Genomic DNA, 19,322 nt, shown 5'->3' on the forward strand with positions numbered 1-19,322 from the left:
GCTTTTGTTTTTTTTATCATCAGGCGCGTCGCCGGTGGCCGTGCTCGGTGCGCCATCCACCGCGCCCGGCGGCTCCGGCGGCGGCCGCGGCCGCCCCTGCCGCGATCACGAGGACCGCCCGCTCCCCGATCACCCCCGGGTGCCTTACGGACCGTCCCCCAGACGTCCTACTTGCTCGACGATCGGCGTGGGTAATCGGTTTCCGAGCGCGACGATTGTCACCCGTTCGTCGTAAGGCCTACGAGGCCTGGAGACCCGGAAGGACGTCGCTCGCGACCTTCTCGAGCACGAGCTCACGGCCCTGGTACGGCTCACCGGAGCGCGGCCAGTGGACGAGGATGTCCGTGAAACCCAGCTCGGCGGCTCGTCCGGCGGCGTCGCGGAAGGCCTCGACGCTGGACAGCGAGTACAACGGGGACGCGTCGAGACTCAGGTGCCGTTCCACGGTGGAGACCTCGCGGCCCGCGGCCGTGGCCCGCTCGTCGAAGAGCGCGGACAGCTCCGCGACGCCCTTCCACCAGCCGTCGAGGGTGTCCCCGCCCTTGCCGGTGGTCACCCAGCCCGCGCCGAAGCGCGCGGCGAGCGTCATCGTGCGCGGGCCGTTGGCGGCGACCACGAACGGCAGCCGGGGACGCTGGACCGTGCCGGGCGGGTTCCGGGCGCCCTTGGCGCGGTAGTACTCGCCGGCGTAGTCGAACTTGTCGGTCATCAGCAGCCCGTCGAGCGCCTCGACGAACTCGGTGAACCGGTCGGCGCGCTGGCGGGTGGTCAGCTCCGGGCCGTCGAACACGGCGGAGTCGTACCGGGTGTGGTCGACGCCCGCGCCGACCCCGAGGACGAACCGGCCGTCGGAGATGTCGTCGAGGGTGATCAGCTCGCGCGCGAACGGCACCGGGTGCCGGGCCACCGGCGAGGCGACGAACGTGCCCAGCTTGATCCGCGAGGTGACCGTCGCCGCCGCGGTCAGCGTCGGGATCGCGGAGAACCACGGCCCGTCGATCAGGGTGCGCCAGCCGAGATGGTCGTACGTCCACGCATGGTCGAAGCCGTACTCCTCGGCAGCACGCCACTTCGGCTCGGCGGCCCACCAACGGTCTTCCGGAAGGATCACGATGCCTACTCGCACGCCCGGACCGTAGCAGTGAGGGTGACCTTCCTTTCGAAGGGCGGAGGCGGCGATGTCGGCTATCGCGCAAACCGGATGATCTCCCGGCCGCTTCGGGGACAATGAGGGGGTGGAGAAGCCTCTGTTGATCGCGTCCGACGTCGACGGCACTTTGCTCGGCCCCGCCGAGGTGCTGAGCGAACGCACGATCGCCGTCGTGCGCCGGGTGCTCGAAGACCGTGTGCCTTTCGTGCTGGCCAGCGGCCGCCCGCCCCGGTGGATCGCGCCGGTGGCCGGGCCGCTGGGCCTGACCGGCTACGCGGTGTGCGCGAACGGAGCGGTGCTCTACGACATCGGCCGCGGCGAGGTCGTCGCGGTGCACGGCCTGCTGGAGCCGGAACTACTGCACGACATCGCGGCGACACTGGACAGCGCGCTGCCCGGCTGCCGGCTGGCCGCCGAGCGGGTCGATCTCGGCCCGCTCGACGAGTCCGACCTGCGTAACTTCGTGATCGAGCCCGAGTACCACAATCCGTGGGGCGACGGCGAAGGCCGCTACGCGCCGCGCGCGGAGGTGCTCGGCCACCCGGCGATCAAACTGCTGATCAGCAAGCGCGGGATGGAGTCCGACGAGATGGCGCTCGCGGCGCGGGAACTGCTCGACGGCGCCGTGGACGTCACCTACTCGTCCTCCGGCGGGCTGATCGAACTCGCCGCGCACGGGATCACGAAGGCGACCGGCCTCGCCGAGGTGGCCGGGCGGCTCGGGGTGCCGCGGGAGCGGATCATCGCCTTCGGTGACATGCCGAACGACGTGGAGATGCTCACCTGGGCCGGGCACGGCGTGGCCATGACGAACGGCCATCGCGCCGTGGTGAAGATCGCCGACGAGATCACCGGCCCCGCCGCCGAAGACGGGGTCGCCCAGATCCTCGAACGCTGGTTCTGACGCGTTCCGGAGGTGTCCACAGTGGATACTTCGCGGGCTGTGCCGAAGTTGGGAAGTGCTGGCCAGGGTTCGCATTCGCGGCTGTGTGGCGCTGTTGGTATCACGCCGGTTGCCTCGTGGTGTGTTCCGCTTCGCGAGTCCCCCTTTTGTCGCGAACGCTCCGTTGGGGACGTTGATCGTCCCGAACGGAGCGTTCGCGACAGGCGAGGCCACCGCACGAAGCCCGGCACCGTCACGACGAGCCCGCGAGCAACACACACCCCAGCAGTCACGCCTTCCCAGGACCGCCGAACGTCGCGAAGGGGTCCTTCACGGCGCTCAACCACAGCGTTCAACGCCATGAAGGAGGCCTTCACGGCAGCACGATCCACAAAGGACACTTCCGGCGGCCCTTACCGGACTGGTGTACGGGGCACTGGGGTGCAGCCACGAGCCGGACATCCGCGGTGAGGCCCTACCGGAGCCACGGAAACGGGCTTCGCCGAGCCCTCATCCGCGGGGGCGCCCCCCTGAACCAGCCTATCGCCGGAGTGTGACGGAAAATCCGGAAACGGGGCGGGGAGGCTGGAGTTGTCCACATCGGGAGGTGCCTGTGGACGACTGGGAGAAAGCGGCGACTTGGAGGAGTCTCAGCGTTTCCGGTCCAGTTCCCTGGCCTCTTCCGGGGTGGGGGCGGTGCCGCCGAGATGGGCGGGGAGCCACCAGCGCTCATCGTCGGAGGCGGGCTTGTCCGGGTAGCCGGCCTGGGCGCGGTCCAGCAGCGCTCCCATGCGCACCCGCAGGTCCTTGGACAGCACCTCGGGGTCCTCGTCGGCACCCGGCCGCAGCGCTTCCCCGGCGATGATCGAGATCGGCACGTGCCGCTGGGTCAGGTTCTTCGGCCTGCCCTTGGTCCACAGCCGCTGCGTGCCCCACAACGCCATCGGCACCACCGGCACCCCGGCTTCGGCGGCCATCCGCACCGCGCCGGACTTGATCTCCTTGACCGTGAACGACTGGCTGATCGTGGCCTCCGGGAACACGCCGACGACCTCGCCCGCCTTCAGCCGCTCGACGGCCTCGCGGTAGGAGGCCAACCCAGCCGCCCGGTCGACCGAGATGTGCCGCATCCCGCGCATCAGCGGCCCGGCGATCCGGTTCTCGAAGATCTGCTTCTTCGCCATGAACCGCACCAGCCGCTTCGCCGGGCGGGCGCCGAGGCCGCAGTAGATGAAGTCGAGGTAGCTCACGTGCGTGCACGCGATGACCGCGCCACCGGTGGCCGGGATGTGCTCCGCGCCCTCGATCCGGATGCGGTTGTCCAGCACCCGGAACATCAACTTCGCCGCCGCGATCACGGGCGGGTACACCAGCTCAGCCATTCCGCAAGGCTACGTGACCGTAGGGAAGAAACCTACGGATGCGTAGGTTTTGCGGACCAGATCACCGGGTCCCGGCGACCGGGCTCGCGCGGGAGCAGCGCGAGCGGCACGGCGAGCAAGGTCGCGAAGAGTGCCACCGCCTGGTGCTTGATGTTCTCGATGCCGTCGCCCAGCGCGGCCAGGACGAACTGGCCCACCGCGACGGTCAGCAGCAGGCCGAGTACGACGCCCAGCGCGGTCCGCCGATGCCGAAGGCCACGCCACGCGACGAACAGCCACAGCGGGACCAGCGCGAACAGGCGCAGCGGAGCGAGCAGACCGGTCAGCCACGAAGCCACCGGCATCCGGTACTCCTGGGCGTGCGGCGGCAGCCCGGCGGAGACGTCGAAGCTGCCGAGGTAGTCCGGGCGGGCGGTCAGCAGGTCACCAGCCGCGCGGTTCAGCACCTCGAGGGTGCGTCCGGGGTGACTCGCGAAGTACCCCACGACGTTGTGGCGACTCAGCTTGTCGCGATAGCGCGGGTACTCGGGATCGAGCGTCGCCGGGTTCGGATGCCACCAGCCGTTGCCCGCGTACTTCGCGAAGGCCGGCGGCAACCCGAGCGCCGCGAGGTCGGCCTGGGTGTCGTGCTTCCCGTCGATGATGTTCAGGAAGACGGTGTTGAACATGTTGATCTCACGCGAGTCGTCGCCGGGACGTACCGCGAGCGTGCCGTCCGGCGCTTTCGCAGGCTCGACGGTCTGCTGCGCGTAGAGCGTCAACCCGCCGAGTGCGCCGATGACGAGCAGCGACGGCACCCAGCGCGCGAGGCCACGCCGGCCATCCGGCCGGATCAGCAGCACCGCGACAGCGAGCAGGGGCAGGACCATCAGGGTCTGGACCTTGGCGTTGACGGCGACGACCCCGCCGAAGACCGTCACCGCCGTTCCCGCGTAGCTCCACCATCCGCCGCGCGCCATGAGCAGGAGCCCACCGGTGGCCAGCAGCAGGCCCAGGAACGCCGCGCCCTCACCGAGTACCGAGGCGAAGTAGCCGAAGAACGCCGAATCACCCACGACCAGGAGCAGCCCGGCCGCCACCGCGATCCGCACGCCGCGGCCGTACGGCAGCCCGAGGACGATCGCCGCGACAGCGGCCGCAGCGAGAGCACTGCTCACAATTCCGAGCACTGTCAGACTCAGTGACCCGTGCTCTCCGAAGAGATCACCGATCCACCGGGCGGCGCGGGCGAGCCAGCTCTGGCTCAGCAGGTAGGTGGGTTCGCAGGTACCGCCCGGCACGTCGTAAACCAAGCGCACGAACGGTTCCGGCTGGCTCTTCCACGGAATCCCGGCACCGCACAGCACCCGGAACCCGTCGCCGTTGTCGGACATCGCGACCGGCCGAGGCACCAGGAACCGGATCAGCAGCAGCGCCAGCGTGGCGCCGAAAACACCCAGGCCGAGAAGCGCTTCCACCCGAAACCGCCTGACCGGTGCTGGGCTCGGCGCGGTGTCGACACTCACGAAGGGCAAGGTACGTGACGGAATTCCGGCGCCTTGTCGAGGTCGTCGACGACGGTCTGCGCCTGTTCGGTGCGCGGGTACAGCGCGACCCAGTACGACGTCCCTTCCCGGTGGAACGTGGCGACCTGGTACTTCCCCGCGTAGATCGGGTCGATGGCGCACCGCTGGCTTTCGGTGTACCCGGTCTCGGTCGGCACGGCGACGGTCGGGCGCCGCGCGTTGACCACGTAGTCGTAGTCGGTGACGACGCCCCGCTCACGCCGGCCCTCCCGGGCGATGTGGTCATCGGTCTGGCCGAGGACGTCGACGACGAGCAGCTGCGGTCCCATCTCGTACGCCAGCGCTCCCGGCGAGGACGCGCTGATCACCGACCCCGGCGGCAGGTATTCGCCCAGCCACGCGCCGATCTCCGACAGCTGCGCGCCCCGTTCCTGCCACCCGCGGACGCGGTCGAGCATGTCCGGGCTGAACACCGAGACCAGCACGGCGATCCCGGCGAGCCCCGCGGCGGCCACCGGAACCAGGCGGGTCCCGGCAGGCCACGCCCGCGGACGCGGCGACGGCTTCGCGGTGGCGACGGCGGTCAGCACGCCGTACGCGGATACGGACGCGACAGCGAGCAGCGGCGGTATCGGCACGAGCTGACGCCATGACAACGAACCGTCGCCACCCAGCAGGACCGCGAACACCGCCAGCCCCGCCGCGACGGCGAACAGCAGCCAGATGACCGAGCGAGCCTCGATGTCCGGCCCGCCGCGACGCAGCAGCAACGCGACCGCCGCGACCAGGCCGAGCAACAGGAAACCCTGATGCACCAAGGAAAATCCGGACAGGTAGTGCCAGCCCTCTGTCACCCGCGCGCCGAACGTGCCGCTCAGCCGCGCGTCGATCGCCGTCGGCAGCAGGTGGCCGTAGTACGTGACGCGCCAGGCCGTCCACGGAACGAGGAACACCAGCGCACCGAGCGTGTATCCGGCGGGCGCCCACCAGCTGTGCTTGCCCCGCAACGCGGCGAACACCAGCCACAGTCCGGCGAGGACCGCCACCACGAGCCCGTCCGGCCGGGTCATCACGGCGAACGCGACGAGCACCCCCGCGACGACCGGGCGCCGGGCCACGAGTGCGTAGCAGACGGAGAGCAGCAGGAGGACGAACAGCGGCATCTCGGTGCCGGACGGCCCGTAGACGGCCAGCCCGCTGGCACCCGCGGTGAGCAGCGCGGCGGCGACGCCGAGTGCGGGGCGGGGTTCGGCGCCCTCCGGCAGTGCCCGCTCGACGATCCGGTTCACGAGGAAATACGCGAGCAGCACCGAACCGAGCGCCGCGATGACCCCGAGCGTCACCGCCGCGCCTTCGACGCCGATGCCGAACGCGGCCTTCGGCAGGGAGATGAGCACGAGCCACAGGAAGTTCGCGTAGCCCTCGACCCGCTCGCCCGCGTTGAACACCGGCCCGTTCCCGTCGGCTATGTTGGCCGCGTACCGGAACGCGATGAAAGCGTCTTCGGTGATGGTGGCGAACAGCAGCTGGTGCAGCAGGGAGAACCCGAGGACGAGGGTGAGCACGAAGCCGCGCCAGCCGTGGACCGTGGCGATCCGGCCCCAGGTGGTGACGATGAGCGCGGCCAGCAGGAGCCAGGCGCCCACGACCGCGTAAACCACCCGGCCCCCCAATCTTCGACCGCCTGCCGCGTTCTCACCGCGTGCGAATGATTATCGATCATCCTGGCAGGATGTTGCGTGCGGGTCAGTCAGCACGGGACGATTCCCGTGAATCTTCCCCTTGTGTCACTCATTCGGCCGGGATCGCGCGCACGTGATCAGCCGTTCGGACGTATCGGACGACGCCGGTGTGCGGCTTGCGAGGGTTCAGGAAGCGGTGAGGGAACGCGACGAAATGGCGCGCGCGGCGACCGCGGCGCCGCCGGCGGTGAGCAGGTCGGCAAGGGTGAACATCACGCGCGACGCGACGGCGAACGCCGTGGCCTGGCCGACGGTGAGGCCGCTCGCGGTGAGGACCGCGACCTGCGCGACCTCGCGGACGCCGACCCCGCTGGGCAGGATGAAGGCGAACGTGCCGACCGTCATCGACACGGCCATCGCGCCGACGCACAGGATGAATCCGTCAAGGCCGGGCGCGCCGACCGAGTTGGCCAGCAGCCACAGGTGCACGCCCTGCAACGCCCACGCCGCCGTCGAGGCGCCGAAGACCTTGCCGACCACCGCCCAGCCGAGCGGATGCTCCAGCGCCGGTCGGCGCAGGATCCGCAGCACGAGCGAGGTGCCCCAGGTCAGGATCTTCGGGTGCAACATGGCGAGGCCGACCGGGATGAGCACGAACAGCCACAGCGCGCGGGGGCTGTTGCTGAACACCGCGGGCGCCGCGAGCAGCGACACGACGAGCGCGGACACCACGCCGACGCCGAGCTGGATCAGCGACGCGGTGAAGATCCGCGCCCTGGCCAGGCCCGCCTTGCGGCCCAGCTCCATCTGCAGCAGGTAGGCCCACACCGAACCGGGGACGTACTTGCCGAGCGAGCCGACCAGGCAGATCTGCGAGCCGCGCGCGTAGCCGATCGGGGCGCCCAGATCGTCGACCATCGCCTGCCACCCGTAGGTGGAGACCATGATCGCCGCGACGAGTGCGAGCAGGCTCAGCAGCGAGGACTGCCAGGCGACGTCGGACAGCGTGTGCCAGAACTCGTCCCAATGCGACACGAGTGCCTTGGCCGCGAAACCGACGACGGCGATGATCGCGACCCAGCGGACGACGTCGAGGATCCGGGCCTTGGCGGATTTCGGCTGTGGGAGGACCGCCGTCCCCTCTTTGCCGGATCCGGCACCCTCCGGCTCAACGGTGGTCGTCACGGGCAGCCCCTTCGAAAAGCGCGGCGGGAGCGCTCAGGCGACGCGATCGCGGACGCGGATTCGCGGACAGACACTGGCACTCCTCACAGCCACGGAAAGCGGCAGGTCAAGCCTGCACCGTGACCAGGCGGCTGAATTCGGCCAGCAGATCGTAACCGTCCCACACCGCCGAGAAGGTGAGGGCCGATCCGAACGGAACGATCCGGTCGACACCGCGGCCGGCCAATTCCGTCACGAATTCCGTCAATTCCGCAGCGCTGAAGCCGAATTGACTGACGGTCTGATCCTTGCGGAGCACGATCGGGACCAGCTCGCCCAGCGTGTCGACCCGCGCGTTGGCGAAGGTGCCCGCGCCCAGCCATTCCCGCGGCAGGCTCGCCGGGTCGGCCAGCTCCAAAGTGGCCAGACCGTTCCGGTCGGCGCCCGCGCCGTCGAACGAGATGGCGGTGGCGATGCCGTCCACCGCGGCGCCGTACGCCGAGACACGCTTCTGCACGGCCATCGCGGGCTCGGTGACGTGCTGTTTCGTGGCCAGCACCTCGGCGAGCAGCGTGCGGAACTCGCTCCCAGCGGCCTTCGCGCCCTCGGCGTCACCGACCCAGAAGACGGCACGCGGCGACGAGCACGCCGCCTGGTCGAACCAGTACGAGTCGTTGTAGAAGCCTTCCGCGGCCGCGCGGCGCTGGTCTTCGGACGCGTTCTGCCAGCCCGCGACCGACGCCACCGCGAACGACGAGCGGTCCGGGAAGGTCAGGTCACGGGCGTGCGGGGCCAACGGGTACTTCCGCAGCGCCGCGACCGAGGCGTCACCACCCCAGATCACCCGCAGGTCCGCCGCCAGCGACAGCGCACCGCTGATCTCGTCGCTGCGGTCGTAGGTGACCATGCGCTGGGTGGCGGTGATCGCCGCCGCGGTCGCCGGGTCCACTTCGGACAGCGCGTCGTTCAGCGCGTCGAGCACGGCCTCGGCCGCCCCCGCCGAACGCGAGGAGACGCGGACGACATTGTGGTTGCCAGCCAGCGCGGACAACGCCCACGAGTACACGAAGATGGTGTCCACATTGGCCGGTGGCACGTGGAAGACGAGCCCGCGCGGGAACCGCAGAGCGCCACCCGAAGTGTCCAAAGTAGACAGTGCCTTGGCGATTTCTCCCTTGCGCAGGAAGAAACCCAGCGAGGCCAGCTCAGGGAACCTGCGCGCTGTCGCGGGCGCGAGCAGCTTGCGCGCGAACTTGGTGACGAACTCGACGATGCGCGGGTCACCCACGCGCAGGCGCCCGCCCGGCGGCTCGGCACTCAGCTCGTCGACGAGCGCGCCGACCTCGATCGAGTCGGCCAGCGGAAAACGTTGAGTCAAGGCACTCACGCGATCGCCTCGCTCCGCGAGACAGTGTCCAATTTCTTTTGGCGCATGATATCCATGATTCGCTCGCAAGCTTCGCTCATGCGGCCGCACCCCCGGAGAACGTGTCGGAGCAGCCGCGGGCCTCGGCCTTGGGCAGGCGGCCGAGCACCGAGAAGTGCTTGCCCGGCCAGTCACCGTCGTCGATTCCGTTGTACACGCCCAGATCCTCGGTGAGCAGGACGTGCCCGGGGTAGGAGCGCGGGAGCGTCGAGACGACCTCGATGACACCCGGCTCGCCGACCGGCTGCTCTTCCCAGGTTTCCGGGTTCCGGATCACGACGTCGGCGAAATCGGGGCAGTACAAGGAGTTCCCGGACGGGCCTTCGAGGAAGACGGTGCCGATCTGCTCGATCATGCCGTAGTAGTTGTGGATCCGGGTGAGCCCGGTGTCCTCTTTGAACCGGCGGCGGAACTCGGTGTTGTCGACCGCGCGGTCGATCAGCTTCTTCCAGCCGCCAGAATGTATGAGGATGCCGTTGGACAGGTCGAGCCCGTTTTCCCGCGCCACCTCGTACAGATACAGCCACACCATGAAGGTGAAACCGAAGATCAGGAACGGCTTGTCCCCGTACTCGGCGAGGAACTTCTTCACCGCTTCGATGTCCGGCTCGTCGTTCTCGTCGAGCACGTAAGTGTGCTTGCGGCCGAAGTTCGCCATGCCCAGCACACCCGCGCCGCGCGCCGAGAACGACCGGCGGTTCTTGATGATGCCGATGGTGTCGACCATCAGCATCGGCAGCCGCTCGCCGCCGAGGACCTCCTGCAGCGTGGCGCCGAGCTGTTTCGTCTGCGCCGCGGCGGCGTCCTTGTCCAGGTAGATCCGCGACGCGCCCGCCCCGGTGGTGCCGGACGAGGTCAGCGTCTTGAACACTTCGGCGTCCGGGATGCTCTTGAGGTCGTGTGTCTTGAACATGCGCACCGGAAGCCACGGCAGGTCCGCGATGCGCTCGAACCTCGTGTCCTCCGCGATGCCCAGCGACGACAGAATTCGTTGGTAGCCAACGGAATTCGCGCGATGGTGCGCGGTCAGCTCGGCCAGCTGCGGCAGCAACTGCTGCTCGCGCTGTGCCTGCGACAGCGTGAACACGCTCATATCCGTCCTTCCAGCGTCCGGTAGTCGATCTTGCCGCTGGCCAGCAGCGGCACGGTGTCGATGGGCCGCACGTCGAACCCGCTGGTGTGCAGGTGCAGCCGCTCGGACAGCGCCCTCGACGCGTCCTTGCAGATGTCCTTGTCCGCCCCCTCGGCGAACAGCACGACCTTGTCCCCGGCGGGAACGGCGGCCACGACGTCGATCCCGACGGCGGCGGTGCGCACCGCCTGCTCGAGATCGTCGAGGCTGACCCGGTTGCCGAACACCTTGCCGATGCGCTTGAGCCGCCCGGTGATGAACAGGAACCCGTCCTCGTCGAGGTATCCCAGGTCACCGGTGGCCAGCACGCCGCCGTACTCGTCACCCTTGGCCAGCTCCGACTCGTCGTCGGCATAGCCCATCATCACGTTGGGACCACGGTAGACGACCTCACCGACAATTTTCGGATGCGTCGTCTCGGACCCGTCGTCCCGCCGGACCGCGAAGGCTCCACCGGGCAGCGCGGGCCCGGCGGAACCGAGCTTTTCGGCCAGCCGCTCGGCCGGGACGGTGGTCATCCGCGGCGACGCCTCGGTCTGCCCGTACATCACGAACATCCGGCCGCCGACCCCGCGGATCTTGTCGTTGAACTCCGCGACGAGTTCGTCCCGCAGCTTCCCGCCCGCCTGCGTCAGCGTGCGCAGCGTCGGGTACTTCGCCGGGTCGAATTTGAGGCGCCGCAACATTTCGTAGTGGTACGGCACCCCCGCGAGCGAGGTCACCTTGTGCTCGTTCACCGCGTCCCAGAACCCGCGGCCCAGCACGCCGGACGGCTCGATCACGACGCTCGCGCCCCGGAGCAGGTGCGAGTTGAGCACGGAAAGCCCGTAGCTGTAGTGCAGGGGAAGGCTCGTCGGCGCGACCTCGTCGGAGTCGATGGCGAGGACCTGCGCGATCGCGTCGGCGTTCGAGAACACCGCGCCACGCGACAGCCGGACGAGCTTGGGGTTGCCGGTGGATCCGCTGGTCGGCAACAGGATCGCGAGTTCGGGATGCGGCTCGACGGCGTCCGCCGTGGTCCGTACCCAGTGCTTGCCGGACTCCGCGTACTCCGCCGGGACGTCGGCCTCGGGCGCGGAAAGCACCGCCGCGGGGCGGAAGCGCTCGATCAGCCCGCCCAGCACGTCGGCGTCGAGTGCCGGGTCGATCAGCGCGATCGCGCGGCCGGACTCGAACGCGGCGAGATAGTTCAGCACGCTTTCCAGATCGACCGACATGCGCGCGAAAAGCACGCCGGCGGGCAGTTCGGCGAGCGCGGCGGCGAGCCGGGCCACCTCGGCGTCCAGTTCCTGACCGGCCAGCGTGCGGCCCCCGGCCACATCGATCAGCCGAGCCCCGACACCCAGCAGGGTCATAGCACCAAGCCTCCGTCGATCCCCAGTACCTGGCCGGTGATGAACGACGCCTCGTCACTCACCAGGAACCGGATCGCCTTCGCCACGTCCTCGGGACGGCCGAGCCGCCCCAGCGGCGTCTTACCCACGTTCTCCGCGACGGCGTCCTCGCTCAGCCCCGCGGTCAGGTCCGTCTCGATCACACCCGGCGCGACCGCGTTGACGCGGATCCCCGAGCGGCCGAGTTCCTTCGCCGCCGAGCGCGCGATGTTCGCCACCGCCGCCTTCGACGCCGCATACACGGTCTGACCAGCACTTCCGTACTCGCCGACGATGCTCGCCAGCACCACGATCGCGCCGGTTTTCTTGCGCATCATCGCGCGCGCGGCCGCCTGCACGGTGTGCAGCGTGCCCGCGACGTTGGTACTCAGCGTGGTCTCGACCAGTTCCTCGCGGATCATGCCGAGGAGCGCGTCCTCCATGATCCCGGCGTTCGCGACGACGACGTCCAGCGCGCCGTGTTCCTTGGCGACACCCCTGACCAGCGTCGACACGGCCTTCGCGTCGGTGACGTCCAGCGCGAGCCCGGCGACGGCACCGGCCTCGGTGGCCGCCTGCTTCGCACGCTCCTCGTCACGTCCGGTGAGCACCACCGTCGCGCCCGCCTCTGCGAGCGCCCGCGCGGTGGCAAGGCCGATACCGCGCGTCCCGCCGGTGACCAGGGCGACCTTGCCGCTGAGCTCCCCCATTACTTCGACTGCAGCTCGGTCACCATGTCGACGGCGACCTTGAAGCTGGACATGTCGATGACCTGGTCGGTGTCGAACTCGACGTCGAACTCGTCCTCGATGGCCGCGACCAGCGCCATGTGACCGACCGAGTCCCACGCCTCGATGTCGCGGTACTTCAGGTTCTCGACGTTGACGTCGTCACCGAGGTCCAGTGCCTCGACGAAGACCTCGCGCAGCTTGGGGGCGACATCCGCCATAACCGTTACTCCTAATGCTCGTCGCGCGGGCGAGCGTCCCACGCCTTCACCAAGGTAGAGAGGTCGCCGGGCAGCCGGTCGGCCAGCCCGCCCTCCGGGAGCGATTCCTTCCCTTTGAGCCACGGCCCGAGTGCCTCGATCGTCTCCTCGTCCAAGCCGCGGCGGGACAGCCCGACCTGGTTGACGCCGGTGACACGGGCCGGGTTGCCGACCGCGATGGTGAACGCGCCCACTTCGCGGCGGACCGCCGAGCCCATGCCGACCATCGCGCCGGGGCCGATCACGACACGCTGGTGCAGCACCGCGCCCATGCCGAGGTTGGCGCCGTCCCAGATGTGGCAGTGGCCGCCGGTGATGACGTTCGAGGCGATCGTCACGCCGTCGCCGACCAGGCAGTCGTGCGCGATGTGGCTGCCGCGCAGGTAGTAGCCGTCGTCGCCGAGCGTGGTGGTGCGCCAGGTGCCCTGGTGCACGCTGACGTACTCGCGGATGCGGTTGCGGCTGCCGATGACGACGCCGTGGCCGTCGTGGTCCGGGTCTCCGGTCGGCGCGGCGTCCCAGGCGGCGGGGTGCTCGCGGTTACGGTCTTCCCCCGGCGTGCCGATGGTCACGTGCGGGCCGATCCAGTTGCCGTCGCCGATACGGGCGGGGCCGACGATGACGGTGTACGGGCCGATGACGTTGTCCTCGCCGAGTTCGACGCCTTCGCCGATAACGGCCGTCGGGTGGATCCGGTTAGACACGAGTTTCCATTCGTCGGCGGCTGCTGGCAGCCTGGGGGGTCAAGGTCGGGCAGCAGCGCCCGGTAACGTGTGGCCCGCGTTGTGCAGGGCGGCCGGGCGCAGCACCGGCGGCTTTCCGGCCTCACGGCCTGAGCGCTCAGCACTGTACCCGACGCACCGAAACCACCTGCCGAGAGAGACTTGCCGATGATCCCCATCACCGTGGTCGACGTCCGTGACGCGGAGGACCTCGTCGTCGAGGTGCTGCGCTCCGGCGCCATCGCACAGGGACCGATGGTCAAGCGCTTCGAAGAAGCCTTCACCGGCGTCACCGGAACCAAGCACGCGGTCGCGGTGAACAGCGGCACGACCGCGCTGGTGGCCGCACTGGAGGCGCTGGACCTCCAGCCCGGCGACGAGGTCGTCACCTCGCCGTTCACCTTCGTCGCGACGCTGAACGCGATCCTGGAGGCGGGCGCGACGGTCCGGTTCGCCGACATCCGGCGCGACGACTTCGCGATCGACCCGGACGCGGTCGCCGCGGTGATCACCGACCGCACCAAGGTCCTCATGCCGGTGCACCTGTACGGCCAGACGGCCGACATGGGCAAGCTCGCCCCGCTGGCCTCGGAGCACGGGCTGCACGTGATCGAGGACTCGGCGCAGGCCGTCGGCGCGTCGTTCGAGGGCAAGCCCGCCGGGTCGTACGGCATGGGCTGCTTCTCGCTGTACGCGACGAAGAACACGACGACCGCCGAGGGCGGCGTCATCACCACGGACGACGACGCGCTCGCCGACAAGCTGCGGCTGCTGCGCAACCACGGCATGCGCGCCCGCTACCAGTACGAGCTCGCCGGGCACAACTGGCGGATGACCGACCTGCACGCGGCGGTCGGCATCCCGCAGATGGCCAAGATCGACCAGATCATCGCCGCCCGGCAGGCGAACGCGAAGCGGCTTTCGGACGGTCTCGCCGGGACGCCGGGGCTCGACGTCCCGCAGGTGCTGCCCGGCCGTGAGCACGTGTGGCACCAGTACACGGTTCTGGTCGGCCCGCACGCGATGCTCTCGCGGGACGAGTTCGCCGCCGCCCTGACCGAAAAGGGCGTCGGGAACGGGATCTACTACCCGAAGATCGTCTTCGACTACGACTGCTACCGCGGCAACCCGCTGATCCCGGACGCGCGCACCGAGGACTTCCCGGTGGCTGCTTCCGTTGCGGCACAAGCACTTTCGCTTCCGGTGCACCAGCACCTGAGCGAGTCCGACCTTGACAAGATCATCGAGACGGTTCGCGAGGTACTGGGCGCATGACGCACCGCATCGCTCTCATCGGCACCGGCAACATGGGCTCGCTGCACGCCCGTGTGCTTTCGGCGAACGAACGGGTCGAGCTGGTCAGGGTGGTGGATCCGCGCGAGGAGGCGGGGCGCGCCGTCGCCGATCGCTACGAAACCCAGTGGGCGCCGGAGATCGGCTCACTGTCCGATGTGGACGCCGTGGTGCTGGCCTCGGCCACCGAGGTGCACTACGACCTGGCGCAGGAGATCCTCGGCCAGGGCAAGCCGCTGCTGGTCGAGAAGCCGGTGTGCAACAGCCTCGAGGCCTCGCAGGAGATCGTCGGGCTGTCGGCGAGCAAGGACGTCCCGCTGATGTGCGGGCTGCTGGAGCGCTACAACCCCGCGGTGATGACGGCGCGGGCGCTGGTCAACGAGCCGGTGCACCTGATGGCGCGGCGCCACGGCCCGTACGCGCCGCGGATCAAGACCGGCGTCGCGTGGGACCTGCTGGTGCACGACGTCGACCTGGCGATCCAGTTCTTCGGCGGCGCGACCCCTTCGCGGGTCACCTCCGGTGCCGGGTACTTCCACCCGTCGTCGGTGGAAGGCGCCGAGGACACGATCGAGACGGTGCTGTCGTTCCCGACCGGGCTGGCCACGGTTTCGGCGTCGCGGCTGGGGCAGCGCAAGGTGCGCTCGCTCGTCGTGTCGGAGCTGGACCGGCTGATCGAAATCGACCTGCTGCGCCGCGACGTCACCATCTACCGCCACGTCTCGCACGACTCGGTGACGCCGGACGGGCTCGGCTACCGGCAGCAGACCGTCATCGAGATCCCGGAGCTGGTCACCGCGCGGGAGCCGCTCGCCACGCAGCTGGACCGGTTCGTGGATCTGCTGGAGGGCAAGGTCGACGCCGAGGACGAGCGGTCGCGGATCCTGCCTTCGCACGATGTCGTCGCGCAGGTGCTGACGCAGGCCGCTGCCTGAGGTTTTCTTTCGTTTGGTCCATGGGGCCCGTACGTCCGTACGTTGTGGACAGTCAGGCGGAGCGGGCGAGGGCGGCGCGGACGATCGCGGTGACCCGGTCGGCGACGTCTTCCGGGGATTCCTCGGGGTCGACGACCAGGTGCCGGTCCGCCCGGTAGGTCGCGATCTCGGCGATCATCTGGCCGACCTGCCAGTGCTGATCCGACGAGGCCGGGGAAGCGGACGACGCCGAGTCGAAGAGCACCACGAGATCCGGGGCGGGATCGGCGGCCCAGGAGGCGAGTTCGCGCAGGTCGTCGACATCCTCGGCGGCGGAGGCGAGCGGCACCAGTTCGGCGAAACGCCGCGTGACCACGATGCGCCCGGACTCCAGCGCCGACGTCACGCGCTCGACGGAGTCGGCGTGCACCGCGGCCGCCACGAGCGCACGCGCCCGCGTCCCGGTGAGGTCGACCAGCGACACCACGTCGTGCTGCCGCGCGAGATCCATCGCCGGGTCGACGGCACACAGGGAGTCACCGAATTCGACGCCGAGCCGTTCGACGAGCCGGCTCGCGCGTGTCCCGTCGGTTTCGCCTTCCAGCACAAGGAGAAATCCCCGCGTGTGCGCGGGCCGCCTGCTCATCACGCGGACCAGGTCGGCGATCCCGGGCGACTTGCTCTTGGCGTCCATCTGCCGGTACGCGACGACGCCGATCACGGCGCACACCACCCCGGCGCCGAGGATCACCGGGCGGGTGCCGTCGACGACCAGCGGGTGCCCCCACAGGGAGAACCGCTGCTTTCCGATCACCGTGATCAGGATCGGCGTGACCGCCACCGTGCAGCCGACCACGACCTTCAGCATCGACTGGTAGATCGCGTTGATGCGGCCACGCATCGCGTCCTCGACCTTGGACCCGATGATCGTGATCCCGGTGAGGAACGCCGTCCCCGCACACGCCCCGACGAGCGTCACGGCGATCATCGCGACGGTCAGATGCGGCGAAAGCGCCACCGGGATCAGGCAGATCCCGGCCAGCACGATGGCGAGACCGAACAGCCGCGCGTGCGGCACCCGGCGAGCCAGCTTCGGCGCGCCGAGCAGCCCGGCGACGAGACCGACGAAGATCGCGAGCAGCAGCAGGCCGAACGCCGCCTGTCCACCGAGCAGGCTCAGCGCGTACGGCTGCGCGGCGCCCACCACGGCCCCGCCGGCGGCGAACGCGCCCATCATCCCGATGAGCAACCCGCGCACGACGCGGTTGCCGCGGATGTAGCGGGCGCCGTCCCGCAGCATCTCGCGGAATCCCGGCCCCGCGGGACCACCGGGGCGGACGCGGGCGACCCGCTGCGACAGCTCGGGCAGCCGCGTGGCGATCGAGACGGCGCTCGCGAGGTACAGCAGCGCGGCGATGACCACGCACAGCTTCAGGAAGCCGCGAAGGCCCAGCATGTCCTGCGGCACATGGAAAACCGCGGGGATACCGGTGACGAAGGTGAACAGCCCGCCGCCGATCGCGACCGAAACGCCGTACGTCATGACGAGGCCGAGCTGCGTCGCGGACTCGACCTGTTCAGGACCGCGCAACAGGTTCGGCAGCGCGGCGTCCTTGCAGGGAATCCACATGATCGCGGCGACCTGGACCAGGAACGTCCCCGCGAAAACCCACCAGTACTCGTCGACGAACACGATCGACAGCAGCAGTCCGAACCGCAGGACGTCGGCGATCACCATCACGACGCGCCGGTTGAACCGGTCGGCCAGCAAACCACCGATCGGCGCGAACACCAGGCCCGGCAGGATGTTCGCGAAGAGGACGCCGCTGAACGCGAAGTTCATGCCGATGGCGTTCGGCGCGAGCTTTCCGGCAAGCGCGGCGAGCGTCATGACGGTCAGCCAGTCGGCGGAGCTGCACAGCCCGGTGACCAGCCACAACCGGCGAAAGGGCCGGGACGCCAGCACTCGTCGCGCGAGATGAATGGTGGACGTCCGGGGTTTCTCGGAAACCGTGTCCACGGTTGGCATGCCGATGTGGACACACCCCTTTCCGGCTCTGTTCGCGGAGATCCGTCGGGCTGAGCGACGGTATCACCGCAGGTTGCGGCCGTTCTCGCGCAGTCCGCCCGTGTACAGAGCGCAACAATGGGGTTCTATTTTCGGCGAATTTCCGGCGTGCTCCGGTGACGGAATGCGCCTAGGGGAACACTCTTTGCGACACCCCGGCGGGCGCGCGGTGGAGCGAACTCGGCCTGAAGTCGAACTCGCGTGATTGGGCGCGTAACTCGCGTGATTGGGCGCGTGACTCAGGTTGTCACGGGCGTTGGGTAGGCGACGAGGCTTCGGTGGCCAGCGGAGTCGATGGCGCGTACGCCGAAGAAGACGTTGTCCTTGGACAGGTCGATCTTCGCGCTCGTGACGTCGCCGACGTCGATGCGGTGCGTCCAGTCCGGTGCGGTCGTCTCACGCCACAGGACCTCGTAGCCGACGGCCCCTGCGGAGCGCTGCCACTGCAACTCGCTGGAGTTGGTGAGCGCGGCCGTCCGGATGCCCACCCCGACCGGCGTTCCCGGCGCGGTCGCCAGTGACCACAGCGCGGCACCGTTGACCCGCGCGACCCTGGCGATGAAGCCGAAATCGCAGAACTCCGGCAAATCCCCGAACTGGACACCGTTCTCGACGCGGACGTTCTGGTGCTGGTGCGCGAAATTCTCGGCGGGCTCGGTGAACCGCGCGGCCGGATAACGCTGCTCCAGGAACGGGATGTGGTCACCGCCGCGCAGGTACCGGTCGCGGCGATAGACCACGCGCACGTTCATGCCGGTCGCGTCGTTTTCCGCAACAGAACGGACGAACCGCGCGAGCTGACGCGGCGGCGAGTCGTTCTCGCCGCCGATGCTGCGCCGCAGGTTCGCTTCGGCCGGGGTCTCGGCGGTCGGGACGCCCTCGGCGAACAGGCGGATGGTGCGCGGGTCACGGGTGCCGTCGTCGGCGGTGCTGGAGCCGACGATGTCATTGGTGAACATCGCCTGCACGTCCGTGTTCGCCGCCCGGAACCGCGTCGCCATGTGCCGCGCGCCGTGGAGTCCCTGCTCCTCGCCCGCCACCGTGGCGAACACGATGGTCGCGGCGGTCTTCCGGGTCGCGAACACCCTGGCCAGCTCCATCGACACCGCGACACCGGACGCGTCGTCGTCGGCGCCGGGTGCGTCGCTGGTGGCGTCCATCGGGTCGGAACAGCGCGAGTCGTAGTGGCCCGAAACGACGTAGACGCGCCCGGGATCGGACGTCCCGCGCAACGTCGCGAGGACGTTGGTGATGCGAGTCGGCACCGGGACGCGGTCGCCGGGTGGCTGGACAAAGGACTGCGACTCGACGGTCATCCGCCCGTCCGACGCGGCGGCGTAGCGCTGCAGCTCGGCGAAGATCCAGTCGCGGGCGGCACCGATGCCGCGTTTCGGATCGTCCTGCGAGGAAAGCGTGTGCCGGGTGCCGAACGAGGCCAGCTTGCGCACGATCGCTTCGACGCGCCGCTCGTCCACCTCACGCAGGATCGCGCGTAACTCCCGGTCCGGGCGCTGCGGCAGCACCGGACGCCCGGGCCCGCGATCGCCGAGTTCCGCCGCTCCGGCGGGCGTGCCACCAAGAGCCGTCGCGGCGACGGGAAGCGCCGCCGATGCCGCCAGGAAAGCCCGCCTCCGCACCAT

16 protein-coding genes are annotated in these 19,322 nt (G+C 69.5%); 3 read left to right on the top strand and 13 right to left on the bottom strand.

The features are described 5' to 3' along the window. Window positions 1–238 precede the first annotated feature (238 nt). Window positions 239–1,126, bottom strand: a complete 888-nt coding sequence (locus ACFWY9_RS22025) for an LLM class flavin-dependent oxidoreductase (RefSeq protein WP_378330747.1) — start codon at window positions 1,124–1,126, stop codon at window positions 239–241. Between the two features lie 124 nt (window positions 1,127–1,250). Between ACFWY9_RS22025 and ACFWY9_RS22030 the strand changes: the two genes are divergently transcribed. After that, on the top strand, window positions 1,251–2,054 hold the full coding sequence (locus ACFWY9_RS22030; protein ID WP_378330771.1) for an HAD family hydrolase: 804 nt from the start codon (window positions 1,251–1,253) through the stop codon (window positions 2,052–2,054). Window positions 2,055–2,683: 629 nt separating this feature from the next. Here ACFWY9_RS22030 and ACFWY9_RS22035 read toward each other — a convergent pair. The 10 genes from ACFWY9_RS22035 to ACFWY9_RS22080 all read right to left on the bottom strand — a co-directional run bounded on the left by ACFWY9_RS22035 (window position 2,684) and on the right by ACFWY9_RS22080 (window position 13,389). Beyond that, complete coding sequence (locus ACFWY9_RS22035) at window positions 2,684–3,415, bottom strand: lysophospholipid acyltransferase family protein (RefSeq protein ID WP_378339799.1); 732 nt, start codon at window positions 3,413–3,415, stop codon at window positions 2,684–2,686. 32 nt (window positions 3,416–3,447) lie between these two features. Next, entirely contained in the window at window positions 3,448–4,920 is a 1,473-nt protein-coding gene (locus tag ACFWY9_RS22040) for a hypothetical protein (RefSeq protein ID WP_378339800.1), read from the bottom strand. Continuing rightward, the gene (locus ACFWY9_RS22045) at window positions 4,917–6,581 is read right to left on the bottom strand and encodes an ArnT family glycosyltransferase (RefSeq protein WP_378339801.1); all 1,665 of its coding nucleotides are present in this window, start codon (window positions 6,579–6,581) and stop codon (window positions 4,917–4,919) included. The genes ACFWY9_RS22040 and ACFWY9_RS22045 overlap by 4 nt, the downstream gene beginning before the upstream one ends. A 207-nt stretch (window positions 6,582–6,788) precedes the next feature. Then, on the bottom strand, window positions 6,789–7,787 hold the full coding sequence (locus ACFWY9_RS22050) for a lysylphosphatidylglycerol synthase transmembrane domain-containing protein (RefSeq protein WP_378339802.1): 999 nt from the start codon (window positions 7,785–7,787) through the stop codon (window positions 6,789–6,791). A gap of 106 nt (window positions 7,788–7,893) precedes the next feature. Then, window positions 7,894–9,153, bottom strand: coding sequence for an acyl-CoA reductase (locus tag ACFWY9_RS22055; RefSeq protein WP_378330751.1), 1,260 nt, complete (start codon window positions 9,151–9,153; stop codon window positions 7,894–7,896). 76 nt (window positions 9,154–9,229) lie between these two features. Then, complete coding sequence (locus ACFWY9_RS22060; RefSeq protein WP_378339803.1) at window positions 9,230–10,285, bottom strand: acyl-protein synthetase; 1,056 nt, start codon at window positions 10,283–10,285, stop codon at window positions 9,230–9,232. Continuing rightward, on the bottom strand, window positions 10,282–11,679 hold the full coding sequence (locus ACFWY9_RS22065; protein ID WP_378339804.1) for an AMP-binding protein: 1,398 nt from the start codon (window positions 11,677–11,679) through the stop codon (window positions 10,282–10,284). The genes ACFWY9_RS22060 and ACFWY9_RS22065 overlap by 4 nt, the downstream gene beginning before the upstream one ends. Next, the gene (locus ACFWY9_RS22070; protein WP_378339805.1) at window positions 11,676–12,407 is read right to left on the bottom strand and encodes an SDR family NAD(P)-dependent oxidoreductase; all 732 of its coding nucleotides are present in this window, start codon (window positions 12,405–12,407) and stop codon (window positions 11,676–11,678) included. The genes ACFWY9_RS22065 and ACFWY9_RS22070 overlap by 4 nt, the downstream gene beginning before the upstream one ends. Further along, window positions 12,407–12,646 (bottom strand): acyl carrier protein, encoded by a 240-nt coding sequence (locus ACFWY9_RS22075; protein ID WP_378330755.1) that lies wholly within the window; start codon window positions 12,644–12,646, stop codon window positions 12,407–12,409. The genes ACFWY9_RS22070 and ACFWY9_RS22075 overlap by 1 nt, the downstream gene beginning before the upstream one ends. A gap of 11 nt (window positions 12,647–12,657) precedes the next feature. Beyond that, window positions 12,658–13,389, bottom strand: a complete 732-nt coding sequence (locus ACFWY9_RS22080) for a UDP-N-acetylglucosamine acyltransferase (protein WP_378330756.1) — start codon at window positions 13,387–13,389, stop codon at window positions 12,658–12,660. Between the two features lie 186 nt (window positions 13,390–13,575). Here ACFWY9_RS22080 and ACFWY9_RS22085 point away from each other — a divergent pair, with 186 nt between their 5' ends. Both ACFWY9_RS22085 and ACFWY9_RS22090 read left to right on the top strand, forming a co-directional pair. Continuing rightward, window positions 13,576–14,682 carry a DegT/DnrJ/EryC1/StrS family aminotransferase gene (locus tag ACFWY9_RS22085; protein WP_378330757.1) on the top strand — a complete coding sequence of 369 codons (1,107 nt, stop codon included), beginning with the start codon at window positions 13,576–13,578 and terminating at the stop codon, window positions 14,680–14,682. Next, the gene (locus ACFWY9_RS22090) at window positions 14,679–15,635 is read left to right on the top strand and encodes a Gfo/Idh/MocA family protein (protein WP_378330758.1); all 957 of its coding nucleotides are present in this window, start codon (window positions 14,679–14,681) and stop codon (window positions 15,633–15,635) included. Before ACFWY9_RS22085 ends, ACFWY9_RS22090 begins: the two co-directional genes overlap by 4 nt. A gap of 52 nt (window positions 15,636–15,687) precedes the next feature. Here the strand turns inward: ACFWY9_RS22090 and ACFWY9_RS22095 are convergent, their stop codons facing one another. Together ACFWY9_RS22095 and ACFWY9_RS22100 are read right to left on the bottom strand one after the other, a co-directional pair. Continuing rightward, on the bottom strand, window positions 15,688–17,643 hold the full coding sequence (locus ACFWY9_RS22095) for an MFS transporter (protein WP_378339806.1): 1,956 nt from the start codon (window positions 17,641–17,643) through the stop codon (window positions 15,688–15,690). Between the two features lie 278 nt (window positions 17,644–17,921). Then, window positions 17,922–19,322 (bottom strand): M28 family metallopeptidase, encoded by a 1,401-nt coding sequence (locus ACFWY9_RS22100; protein WP_378339807.1) that lies wholly within the window; start codon window positions 19,320–19,322, stop codon window positions 17,922–17,924.

Origin of the sequence: Amycolatopsis sp. NPDC059027, assembly GCF_042739735.1 — a bacterium.
In the GTDB taxonomy this organism is placed as follows: Bacteria; Actinomycetota; Actinomycetes; order Mycobacteriales; family Pseudonocardiaceae; genus Amycolatopsis.